Source organism: Pseudolysobacter antarcticus (assembly GCF_004168365.1).
Lineage (GTDB): Bacteria > Pseudomonadota > Gammaproteobacteria > Xanthomonadales > Rhodanobacteraceae > Pseudolysobacter > Pseudolysobacter antarcticus.
In genome coordinates, this window is the sequence record NZ_CP035704.1 from 2,217,039 (window position 1) to 2,228,348 (window position 11,310).

Sequence of the window (11,310 nt, forward strand, 5' to 3'; positions counted from 1 at the left end):
GAATAACCAGAGATTCAATCACGGGCATACCTGCCATGACGAAAAATGTTTTCAATACGCGGAAAAAAATTTCGCTATCGCTTGCCACCGTTGCGCTGGGGTCTTCTGCGCTCGCGCATGCGGACGACGAGCGCTATTTCATCCCGCAACTATTGGGCGCGCAGTACACCTTGATCCAGCAGCATCAGGATGCGCTGAACTCACCGTATGCCGGGCCGTTGAGCCTGCATCCCGATGGCGACACGGCGCGTTCGCATACCTTCGGTGCGTATCTCGGCGTGCCGTTGAGCACGCACCTGCAGTTTTATTTCGATCTCGAAATGTTCAAGGGCGAAGGTGTCAGCGGTTCGACCGGACTCGGTGGATTGACCAATGGCGATGTGATCCGTTCGGGTACGGCGACGCTCGGCAAACGTCCGTATGTGGCGCGACGCTATCTGCGTTATGTGGTGCCGTTCGGTGATGAAACCGCTGATGTGGAACGTGCGCTGGAGCAGTTGCCGGGCAAGGAGTTCGTGCATCGTCTCGAGTTCAAGCTCGGCACGCTCGCGGCGAGCGATGATTTCGATAAAAATCGCTATGCCAATTCCACGCGTACGCAATTCTCCAACTGGAGTCTGTTCAACAATACCGCGTGGGATTTTGCCGCCGATACGCGCGGCTACAGCAACGGTTTGGTGGTGGGCTGGATCAATGCCGGCTGGGCCTTGCGCTACGGTGTGTACCAAATGCCGAAAGAGGCGAATGGGCAGGCGCTGGAATGGCCGATTGCGCGCGCGCGCGGCGAGAATATCGAACTGAGCTGGCAGCCGAATGTGGATGGCGCCAGCGTGCGTTTGCTCGTATTCCGCAACATTGCGCGCATGGGGCTTTATCGCGAAGCCCTGGCAATTGCGCAAGCGAGCGGACAAGTGCCGGACATTCGCGCCGATGACAAAGACGGACGACGCAAGTTCGGCTACGCTTTGAATGCCGATCTGCCGCTGGTCGACAATGGCGATACCGGCCTGTTCGCGCGTTACGGCTGGAGCGATGGTCGCAAGGAATCGTTTGCTTTCACCGAAGTGGATCGCAGCCTGAGTTTTGGCGCGCAGTTATCCGGCACGCATTGGGGCAGGGCGCAGGATCATCTCGGCATCGGAGTCGTGACCAATCAGCTTGCGTTGGATCATCGCGATTATTTGGCGGCAGGTGGCAGCGGATTTACGCTCGGCGATGGCCGTCTCAACTATGGCAGCGAGCGAATTGTTGAAACCTATTATTTGTTTCAGCCAGTGAAATTTTTCAGCCTGAGCCCGGATCTGCAGCTGATCCACAATCCCGGTTATAACCGCGATCGTGGGCCGGCGCGTTTCGCCGGCTTGCGCGCGCATCTGGAATATTGATTCGGCTTACGCACTGAATTTTCGCGCTGATGTGGAGCGCAATTCATCGCGATAAATCACGCAGCGCGACAAGTGTGGCCGCGGCCGTTTGTCGAAGCTCCTCGATATGGCTTTCCGTCGAATTCCCAGGTGCATCGATCAACCTTCGCAGTTTAGTGCACGCTGCGGCCAATACACTCGCGCCGCAAAAACCGGCGGACGCCTGCAGACGATGCAGGCGTTCGCGTAAAGCTGCGTGATCACGACTCTTGTCCAAGCGCGCAAATTCGTCAGGAATCGCCGCGAGTTCGTCGACGAGTAACTGTCGCAGCGCATGCAGAATGATCCTGTCACCGCCGACGCCCGGCAGTGCAGCGGCATCGTCTAGCAATGGGCCGAACTTCGTTATATCCGTGGTCGGAATATGGCTAGTTTCCGGCGATATTGGTTTTATCAACGTCATCGCAAAATAAGGACGCAGCGCATTTTCGAGCGTCGCCAGGCTCAGTGGCTTTTCCAGCACCTGAGCGAATCCAGTCGCGAGCAAATCGGCGCGCAGCGCAGGCGTGACTTCGGCGCTCGTGGCGATGGCGGGCGTGCTGATACCGATAGTGCGCAGATGTTTCAAGACGTCGGGGCCGCTGAGTTTCGGCATACGATTGTCCAGCAGCAGCAGATCATAACGTTGCCGATTCGCCTGCGTGAGTGCGGCTGCGCCATCGTCGGCGCCATCGGCATCGATGCCGAGCTGCGTCATCGCCTCCAGCAGAAACTGCAGGCTCAGCGGATTATCGTCGGCGATCAGAATGCGTGACATGGCTGAACCTCGTTGAGAATGTGCGTACGAACGGCAAAGGCTGCACCGATTGCGCCAGCAACGTATCGATCCGGCTGATATTATGCTCGACCGTCGAGCACGATTGACTGCGACGCACTATTTCTCAATTGCTGGTGGAACCGTGTCGCAAACGCTTGAACTCGAAATTACCGATTTGATCCATGACGGCCGCGGCGTGGCGCACATCGATGGCAAGGCCATTTTTGTCAGCGGTGCGTTGCCCGGCGAGCGCGTACTTGCGCGTATGAATGCGCGGCATCGGCATTTCGATGAAGCGCAGACCGAGGAAGTTCTGCTCGCATCGCCAGATCGAGTCGAACCGCGCTGCGCCCATTTCGGCATCTGCGGCGGCTGCTCGTTGCAGCATTTGTCGCCGGCAGGACAGATTGCCGCAAAGCAAAAAATTCTGCTGGAAAATCTCGAACGCATCGGCAAAGTCACGCCGACAAATATGCTGGCACCGCTCACCGATCTGGCGTGGGGTTATCGGCGCAAGGGGCGGTTGTCGGTCAAGTACGTCGAGAAAAAAGGTCGTTTGCTGGTCGGTTTCCGCGAGAACAACGGCAAGTTTGTCGCCGACATAAAACGTTGCGAAGTGCTGCTGCCGGCGGTGGGTGATCGGATCGAAGCGCTCGCGACCTTGATCGGTGGCATGGATGCATTGCGCGAACTGCCGCAGATCGAAATCGCTGCGGGCGATGATCTGGTCGCGTTGATTTTTCGCCATCTCAAGCCGCTGTCGGAAAAAGACAGAGAGCTGTTGCTGGCGTTTGCCAAGAGCGAAAATCTCGGTGTTTTCCTGCAGCCCGGCGGCAACGACAGCGTGCACGCGTTGTGGCCGGAAGATGCGCATCTGAGTTTCCGCATTCCGGCTTCCGAGATCGACATCGAATTCAAGCCGCTGGATTTTATCCAGATCAACGAAGGCATCAATCTCAAGATGATCGCGCAGACGATCGACCTGCTAGATCTGCAGCCGAAGGATCGCGTGCTTGATCTGTTTTGCGGACTCGGCAATTTCACCTTGCCGCTGGCGCGTCGCGCTGGCCAAGTCACGGGCGTGGAGGGCGAGGCGAGTCTGGTCGCGCGCGCAAATACGAATGCGCGACACAATAATCTGCACAACGTCGATTTCTTCAGCGCTAATTTGTTCGAGGATCAGCGCGCGACACCGTGGGCCAAACAGAAATACGACAAGCTGCTGCTTGATCCGCCGCGCTCCGGCGCCGCCGAAATTCTGGAGTATTTGCCAGGCCGTAGCGTGCAGCGCGTGGTATATGTTTCATGTCATCCGGGTTCGCTGGCGCGCGACGCTGGCATCCTGGTGCAACGTCACGGCTTTAAACTCAGCGCCGCCGGCGTGATGGACATGTTTCCGCATACCGCGCACGTTGAATCGATTGCGCTGTTTGAACGCTGAGTTTTCATGTGTACGCATAGGGGGCGAGACACGTCATGGCTATGGAAATTGAACGCAAGTTTCTGGTTGTCGGTGAGGCATGGCGCGCGCAAACGAGTCGTATCGAGCGCATCGAACAAGGGTATCTCTCCAATGTTGCGGGATTGACCAGCGCGAATAGCTCGGTGCGCGTGCGCGTGACCGACGAGCAGGCGTGGCTCAACGTCAAATCGGTGACGCTCGGCGTATCGCGGCAGGAATACGAATACCCGATTCCAGTGGACGATGCGCTGGTGATGCTGGCGACACTTTGCGAAGGCTTGGTCGAGAAACAACGGCACTATGTCGAACTCGATGGTTTCATATTCGAGGTCGATGAATTCAGTGGTGCGAACACCGGATTGATTGTCGCCGAACTCGAGCTCGACGCCGAGGATCAGCCCTATCCGAAACCCGCGTGGCTGGGGCGGGAAGTCAGCAATCTGCCACGTTATTACAACGTCAATCTGCTGCGGCATCCGTATGCACATTGGAGTGCATCGGAAAAACTCGGCGAATAAAGTGGCCACAAAAGGATTACAGGAAACACCATGCTGTTGATCGGTATCGAAGGCAAACAACTCGCGGCGCATGAGTATGACTGGATTCGCGCACCCGAGGTCAGTGGCGTGATTCTGTTCTCGCGCAACTTCGCGGATCGCGAACAGGTGTGTGTATTGATCGAGCAGATTCGCGAACTGCGCACCGATCCGTTTCTGATTGCGGTCGATCAGGAAGGCGGCCCGGTGCAGCGCTTCCGTACCGGCTTCACGCGCCTGCCTGCATTGGCGCGTCTCGGTGAATTGTACGAGCGCGACCGTAGCGCTGCGATTGCGTTGAGCGAAGAACACGCGTGGCTAATGGCCAGTGAAATGCGTGCGCTCGATATCGATCTGAGTTATGCGCCGGTGCTGGATTTGCAGCGTGGCAATCGCGCGATCGGCGAGCGTGCCTTTCATGCCGATCCGGCGATCGTTTCCGAACTCGGACTGGCGTACCTGCGCGGCATGCGTCTAGCTGGCATGGCGGCGACAATCAAGCATTATCCGGGGCATGGCTCGGTGCTCGAAGACACGCATTTCGACGACGCCAGCGATCCACGCACATTCGATCAGTTGCGTACCGTCGACCTTCTGCCGTTCATCGATGCGATCGCTGCCGGCGCTGAAGCAGTGATGATGGCGCATGTCGCCTATCCCGCGGTCGATCCACTCGCGGCGGGTTATTCGCGGATCTGGATTCAGGATATCCTGCGCGACCAGCTCGGATTTCGCGGCCTGGTTTTCAGCGACGATATCGGCATGGCGGCGGCAGAATCGGTCGGTGGTATTGCCGCGCGCATCACGGCACATCTTGATGCCGGCTGCGATATCGTGCTGGTCTGCGCACCTGCTCTTGTCGCCGAAGCGATTGCCGCGATCGCCGGTCAACCGCCGTGCGATTCAGCAAAAGTTGCGCTGCTGCAAGGCAAACTCGCAGCCACTTGGACGGCATTGCAGGACAACCCGCAACGTGCGGCATTTATCACTCGCGTGACGGCACTCGATGCCGCGCGTACGGCATAACGGAGTACATCAATGACTGACCATCCACCGCTGGCCGAGGCCGTGCGCAGCGCCGACTGTCTGTTCGATCAAGCCGCGTTGAGCGCCGCGATCGAGCGCCTCGGTATAGCGATCACGAGCGATTTGCACGGCGAGGTTCCAGTATTCCTGACCGTGATGAACGGTGCGCTGATTTTCGCCGGTGCGTTGTCGTTGGCGGTTAGCACCGATCTCGAATTCGACTACGTGCATGCCACGCGTTATCGCGGCGGCACACGCGGCCATGATTTGCTCTGGCTCAAGCAACCGCGGCTGAGCCTGCAAGGCCGCACGGTGTTGCTGGTCGATGACATTCTGGACGAAGGTTATACGCTCAAGGCGATCCGCGATTTTTGCCTCGATCAGGGCGCCAAGCGCGTGCTGATTGTCGTGTTGTGCGAAAAGAAGCACGGCCGTTGTGTGTCGGATTTGAGCGCCGATTATGTCGGTGTCGAAGTGCCGGATCGGTATGTCTTCGGTTACGGCATGGACTATTACGAGCAGGGCAGAAATCTGCCGGCCATTTACGCATTGAGGAACGACGCATGAGTCTTGATCTCGCAGTGATCGGCGGCACTGGCCTGTATCGTTTTCCGGGCCTGGAAAATATCGAAAAGCGCGCGATCGACACGCCATTTGGCGCGCCGTCGGCGGACATCGTGCTCGGCGATTTTCGTGGCAAACGCGTGGCGTTTCTTGCGCGGCACGGCGAGAATCACACGATCGCTCCGCATCGCGTGAATTACCGCGCCAACCTATGGGCGCTGCATGAGCTCGGCGCGCAACGCGTGATCGGCATCAATGCGGTCGGCGGTATTCGCGTTGACATGGGCCCACGCGTGATCGCCGTGCCGGATCAGATCGTCGATTACACGCATGGTCGTTTCACGAGTTTTTGCGATGTCGAAGGCGTTGAGGTCAAGCACATCGATTTCAGCGAACCGTATTCGCTAAGCCTGCGTCAGGCGCTGGTATTGGCCGCGAGCAACGCCGATATTTCAGTGGTACCTGATGGCGTCTATGGCGCGACGCAAGGCCCGCGCTTGGAAACGCGTGCCGAAATCGCGCGCATGCGTATCGACGGTTGTGATCTTGTCGGCATGACTGGCATGCCTGAAGCGGCGCTCGCGCGCGAGCTGGAACTCGACTACGCCTGCGTTGCGCTGGTCGCCAACTGGGCCGCGGGATGTGGCGATCAAACCGAAGTCAGCCTGCCGGAAATCTATGCCAATCTCGAAGCCGTGACCGCGCAGGTGCCGAGTCTGATTGCGGCATTGTTGGCATTGAAGCAGTAACCAGGCTCCATTGCCGTTGACCGGTAGGTCGGATGAGTGGCGCAGCCACGTTATCCGACGATCGCCCGAAAACTCTGGAATCTGCTGTGGCATTGGCGTCCGGTCGTGTCATCACCGAAAGGCGCTGTCCATACACCCGCTTTAATGGTGGCACTTTCCGGCAACTACATGCCTGAGAGTGTCGATCCACGAAACGTTTCGTATGATCTTTCCGCTTGTCAAGTGCCATAGTGTATTTTTTTGTAAATGCGCTGATATACTCAGGCTGTGCAAGGCTTTGACGGGCGGCAGGGGAATGCAGTTACGTCGTCACTGCCGTTGCACTTGTTCAACCTGGGAATGAGGTTTCAAGATGCTTACTGGTACAGTGAAATGGTTCAACGATGCCAAGGGGTTTGGTTTTATCGCTCCGGAAAATGGCACAGAAGATGTGTTTGTGCACTACTCGGCGATAACTTCGGAGGGGTTCCGAACGTTGAAGGAAGGGCAGAAAGTCAGCTTTGAAGTGGTGCAGGGGCCAAAGGGATCGCAGGCAGCGGGCGTGGTGCCGGTTTTATAACCGCAAAACTGTCGGAACGCCCCGCTTGCGTGGGGCGTTTTTAACTACACAAACGGTCGTGTCAGGCTGCAAATTGCAGGCGCGCGAGTTCGGCGTACAAGCCGCCTTCGCGCAGCAATTCTGCGTGCGTGCCGCTGGCGACGATGCGGCCATGATCAAGCACGACAATGCGGTCGGCCTTGAGTACCGTGGCCAACCTGTGCGCGATCACCACCGTCGTGCGTCCGTGCATCAGGCGTTCCAGCGCACTCTGGATGGCCGCTTCGGATTGCGCATCGAGCGCACTGGTCGCTTCGTCCAGTAGCAGGATCGGTGAGTCCTTGAGGATCGCGCGCGCGATCGCAATGCGTTGTTGCTGGCCGCCGGACAAGCGCACACCACGCTCGCCGAGATACGTCGCATAACCTTCCGGCTGGGCGCTGATGAATTCATGCGCCTCGGCCGCACGCGCGGCGGCGATCACTTGCTCATCGCTCGCATCGACCCGGCCGAAACGGATATTGTCGGCCGCGCTCGCGCCGAAAATCACCGTGTCCTGCGGCACCATCGCGATCGAACGGCGCAGCTCGTGCAAATCCAGCGTGCGCAACTCTGCGCCATCGATGCTCAGATTTCCCGACTGGGCATCGTAAAAGCGCAGCAACAGACTGAACACCGTACTTTTGCCGGCGCCCGATGGACCCACCAAAGCCACGGTTTCACCGGGTTGGATGGTCAGGTTGAAATCATGCAGCGCCGGTAATTCGGGACGCGCCGGATAAGCGAATTCGACATGCTCGAAACGGATTTCGCCGCGCAAGGGCGTTGCCAGGATAACGGGTTGTGCAGGCGAGGCGATGCTGGATTTCACGCCAAGCAATTCGCCGATGCGTTCGAGTGCACCGGCGGCGCGCTGCACCTCGCCCCAGACCTCGGTCAAGGCACCGACCGAGCTCGCCGAGATCACCGCGTACAGCACGAACTGGCTGAGCACGCCGGATTGCAGATCGCCCGCGATCACCGATTTGGCGCCCAGCCATAGCACCAGCGTGATCGCGCCGAAGATCAGCAGGATCACCATCGCCGTGAGCCACGCGCGTGCGCCGATACGCGCGCGGGCCGTGGCCAAAGCGCGTGCGATCGCGGTGTTGTAGCGCGCGGCTTCGACTGATTCACGCGCATACGCTTGCACTGCATGCATGGCGTTAAGGGTTTCGTTGGCCACCGCCGAAGCATCGGCGATGCGATCCTGATTCTGCTTTGACAATCCGCGCACGCGCCGGCCGAACAATACGATCGGCAGGATCACCAGCGGAATCACCAGCGCCGTCATCGCGGCAAGATGCGGGCTCGTCAACACCAGTGCGGCCGCGCCGCCGATCACCATCACCACGCTGCGCAGCGCAATCGAAAGACTCGATCCGACGACGGTCTGCACGAGTTCGGTATCGCTGCCGAGACGCGACGTGAGTTCACCGACACGCGTGCTTTCGTAGAAGCCGATATCCAGTTCGAGCAGATGGCTGTACAAACGTTGGCGCAGATCGGCGACGACTTTTTCGCCCAACAGGGTTACGAAAAAAAAGCGCAGCGCCGTCGCCAGCGCGAGCACCACTGCAACACCGAACAGGGCCAGGAAATAACGATTGATCGTGCCCGCGTCGGATTGCGCAAAGCCGTGATCGATCATGTAGCGCACCGCCAGCGGCAGCACCAAGGTGGCCGCGGAAGAAACTACGAGAAATCCAAGCCAGCCCGCAACCAGTTTGCGATATGGCGTGAGAAACGGCAGCAGCAGGCCTAGCGAACTCAGGCGACGGGCAGGGCGCGGATCGCTATCGATATCGCTCATGGGGTTTGCTGTGCGGCGAAGTGGGGTGCAAGAATTCTGCGGGCGAAGCAGCGGAATTCAAGGTCGCGAGAAAGTGTCAACTTTCAAAGTTGCCGCAGCGTGCCGCGTCCGCGCGTGATATCGCTGAGAAGGTTGCGTACGGCATCGAGTCGTTCGCTTGGCAGTTGGAGATGCAGGCGCACGCCGTCGCTGCCGAAATCTTCGGCGAAAGTTTCCACCTGCATCTCGCGTAGGCGCGACTGGATCAATGCCAGCGCGTGGAAATCGCAGGAAATCATGACTTCGATTTTATCGACGATGGCGGTCTTGGGCGCGAGTCGCAGGCATTCCGCCGCGCATCCGCCATATGCACGCATCAGGCCGCCGGCACCGAGTTTGATGCCACCGAAATAGCGGATGATAACGACCACAACATCGTCGAGTTGCTGGCCGTCGATAGCGGCGAGTATCGGTTTGCCGGCAGTGCCGGACGGCTCGCCATCGTCGTTGAATCGATATTGCTGGCCGACGCGGTAGGCCCAGCAATGGTGCGTGGCATCGCTGGCGCGAATCTGTTCGAGAAAAGCCAAGGCTGCATCGGGCGTGGAAACGTGCGCGGCGTGGGCGATAAAACGGCTTTTTTTTATCTCCTGCAACAACGTGGCATTGGCAACCAGCGTGTAACGCAGCTCGCTCATGCCCACGGACTCACGGCAGCAGCTGGCGCAAATCCGGCGTCAATTCGTAGTTCGGATATTTCTCATGGAACAGCTTCAGATTACGCACGGCGTCGTCGGATTTTCCGGCTAGTAATTGCGCGCGGATATTCGCGATCCATGCATCGGGGCCGATGATCGATGCGGGTGCCGCAGCGGTTGGACTTGCCGCATTGTTAGCGATTGCGCTAGCGGCGCCGCCAGCTTGCATCGGCGCTGTTCTGCCTACGGCCGGTGCTGGTGCGGCAGCGACTGGCGGTGAAGATTGCTGCATCGCGCCGGCAACTTGTGGTCTTGTCGCGTCGGCATTATTTCGCGCGCGCATCGCCGCATCACGGCCGGTCGCAATATCGAGTTTCCGTTCGACCGCGTCACGCTCGTCTCGTGTCTGATTCTCGCGGCCCGGAGCTGCGAGTGTTGCGCGTTGTCTGGCTGCTTCGTGTTCTGATCCCAGTGTCGCGACTGGTGATGCGTTTTCCGCATCCGCACGCCGGACATTCGAGCTGGTGATTTCGGCTGCCTCCAGTTTTGGCTTTGCTGCCTTGTCGCTATCGGGATTTTCCAGAGCGAGCGTTGGGGCCGCAGCGGCAGGTGCGGTTTGACTTACCGACTGCGTTTTCTTGTGCGCATAAGTTGCGCTGTTCATGGCTGCAGCATCGGCAGCCTCGGGTTTTGCCGTAGACATCGCAGATGCCGCGGGCTGCATTGGCGCTGGCACCGAATCACTCACCACAGATTTCGCCGCGGGCAAATCGATGCTGCGCACATGGATCACATCATTGGCGGAAGTTGCTGCAGCACCTGCCGGCGCATGATCCTGCGCTTGCCATGTTTCCTTGCCGAAATGCAGGGCCAAGGTCGCCGCGAATACGACACTCGCTGCCGACCCAAAAGCGATCGGCCAACGCGACGGCTTGTAGCGCCGCGTCGGTTTTTTCGCGGGATGCGACAGCGCTGCGGCGTCATCTGCGAGAGCTTGGCGTGCCAGCTGCAATACGCGCTGATCGAGTGGCGCATCCGGCTGCGGCTGCGGCAGTTTGTGATACAGATCGACCAGCGGCGAACGCGACTGCGCGAGGAATTCCTCGATCTCGCGATCGTTATCGTGCGAGCTGCTCATGCGCCGATCCTCTCGCGAATCTTGGCCAGCGCATAACGCAACCGCGATTTCACGGTTTCCTGGCCCGCACCTGTGACTCTGGCGATTTCTTCAAGGCCCAAACCGCTTTCGATGCGCAGCAAAAATGCGCTGCGCTGTTCCGCCGGAAGATCCTCAAGGACGCGCTGCAAGCCGCGGCGTTGCTCGAACTCCGATAACACACGCTCGGGCTGCTCGGACTCCGGCGCATCCAGCGTGCGCATGATTTCCTCAGTTTCTTCAACCCCGGCCTGCGGGCGATTGCGACGATAACTATCCACGATCAGATTTTGCGCTATCTGCAACAAATACGTGCTGAATTTCGCCTCGGGCCGATAGCGCGCGCGCGCCGCGATCAGGCGGCTCCAGGTTTCCTGAAACATTTCGTCCGCGGTGGCGCGATTGTTCGCACTGCGGAAGATAAACCGATACAACATGCCGCGATGACGCTGATACAGCGTCTCGAAAGCGCGCATGTCGCCTTGCGCGTAAGCCAGCATCAATTGCTCGTCCGTCGTTTCTTCCGCCATAGGGCGGGCAGAGTAAGGGAAATCGGTGCCTGCGGTAAG

The 11,310-nt window shown here is 58.9% G+C and carries 12 protein-coding genes; 7 read left to right on the plus strand and 5 right to left on the minus strand.

The features are described from left to right. The first annotated feature begins 35 nt into the window (after positions 1-35). Positions 36-1,385: a carbohydrate porin gene (locus ELE36_RS09400; RefSeq protein WP_129832819.1), complete on the plus strand. Its 1,350-nt coding sequence runs from the start codon at positions 36-38 to the stop codon at positions 1,383-1,385. Between the two features lie 43 nt (positions 1,386-1,428). Here the strand turns inward: ELE36_RS09400 and ELE36_RS09405 are convergent, their stop codons facing one another. Continuing rightward, positions 1,429-2,181, minus strand: a complete 753-nt coding sequence (locus ELE36_RS09405) for a response regulator (RefSeq protein WP_129832820.1) — start codon at positions 2,179-2,181, stop codon at positions 1,429-1,431. Positions 2,182-2,323: 142 nt separating this feature from the next. Here ELE36_RS09405 and rlmD point away from each other — a divergent pair, with 142 nt between their 5' ends. The 6 genes from rlmD (at position 2,324) to ELE36_RS09435 (ending at position 7,077) form a co-directional block, all read left to right on the plus strand. Beyond that, a complete protein-coding gene (rlmD, locus tag ELE36_RS09410; protein ID WP_242512402.1) occupies positions 2,324-3,622 on the plus strand; it encodes a 23S rRNA (uracil(1939)-C(5))-methyltransferase RlmD in 1,299 nt (432 codons plus the stop codon). A 35-nt stretch (positions 3,623-3,657) separates the two neighbouring features. Beyond that, positions 3,658-4,161: a CYTH domain-containing protein gene (locus ELE36_RS09415; RefSeq protein ID WP_129832822.1), complete on the plus strand. Its 504-nt coding sequence runs from the start codon at positions 3,658-3,660 to the stop codon at positions 4,159-4,161. A 30-nt stretch (positions 4,162-4,191) separates the two neighbouring features. Further along, positions 4,192-5,205, plus strand: a complete 1,014-nt coding sequence (gene nagZ / locus ELE36_RS09420) for a beta-N-acetylhexosaminidase (protein WP_129832823.1) — start codon at positions 4,192-4,194, stop codon at positions 5,203-5,205. Between the two features lie 12 nt (positions 5,206-5,217). Then, positions 5,218-5,772 (plus strand): hypoxanthine-guanine phosphoribosyltransferase, encoded by a 555-nt coding sequence (locus ELE36_RS09425; RefSeq protein ID WP_129832824.1) that lies wholly within the window; start codon positions 5,218-5,220, stop codon positions 5,770-5,772. Continuing rightward, positions 5,769-6,518 (plus strand): S-methyl-5'-thioinosine phosphorylase, encoded by a 750-nt coding sequence (locus ELE36_RS09430; RefSeq protein ID WP_129832825.1) that lies wholly within the window; start codon positions 5,769-5,771, stop codon positions 6,516-6,518. The genes ELE36_RS09425 and ELE36_RS09430 overlap by 4 nt, the downstream gene beginning before the upstream one ends. A gap of 352 nt (positions 6,519-6,870) precedes the next feature. Continuing rightward, a complete protein-coding gene (locus ELE36_RS09435; RefSeq protein WP_129832826.1) occupies positions 6,871-7,077 on the plus strand; it encodes a cold-shock protein in 207 nt (68 codons plus the stop codon). A 61-nt stretch (positions 7,078-7,138) separates the two neighbouring features. Here the strand turns inward: ELE36_RS09435 and ELE36_RS09440 are convergent, their stop codons facing one another. The 4 genes from ELE36_RS09440 to ELE36_RS09455 all read right to left on the minus strand — a co-directional run bounded on the left by ELE36_RS09440 (position 7,139) and on the right by ELE36_RS09455 (position 11,271). Next, entirely contained in the window at positions 7,139-8,908 is a 1,770-nt protein-coding gene (locus ELE36_RS09440; protein ID WP_129832827.1) for an ABC transporter transmembrane domain-containing protein, read from the minus strand. An 83-nt stretch (positions 8,909-8,991) separates the two neighbouring features. After that, positions 8,992-9,585 carry an IMPACT family protein gene (locus tag ELE36_RS09445; RefSeq protein WP_129832828.1) on the minus strand — a complete coding sequence of 198 codons (594 nt, stop codon included), beginning with the start codon at positions 9,583-9,585 and terminating at the stop codon, positions 8,992-8,994. A gap of 10 nt (positions 9,586-9,595) precedes the next feature. Beyond that, positions 9,596-10,723 carry a hypothetical protein gene (locus ELE36_RS09450; RefSeq protein ID WP_129832829.1) on the minus strand — a complete coding sequence of 376 codons (1,128 nt, stop codon included), beginning with the start codon at positions 10,721-10,723 and terminating at the stop codon, positions 9,596-9,598. After that, positions 10,720-11,271 (minus strand): RNA polymerase sigma factor, encoded by a 552-nt coding sequence (locus ELE36_RS09455; protein ID WP_129832830.1) that lies wholly within the window; start codon positions 11,269-11,271, stop codon positions 10,720-10,722. Before ELE36_RS09455 ends, ELE36_RS09450 begins: the two co-directional genes overlap by 4 nt. Positions 11,272-11,310: the final 39 nt, after the last annotated feature.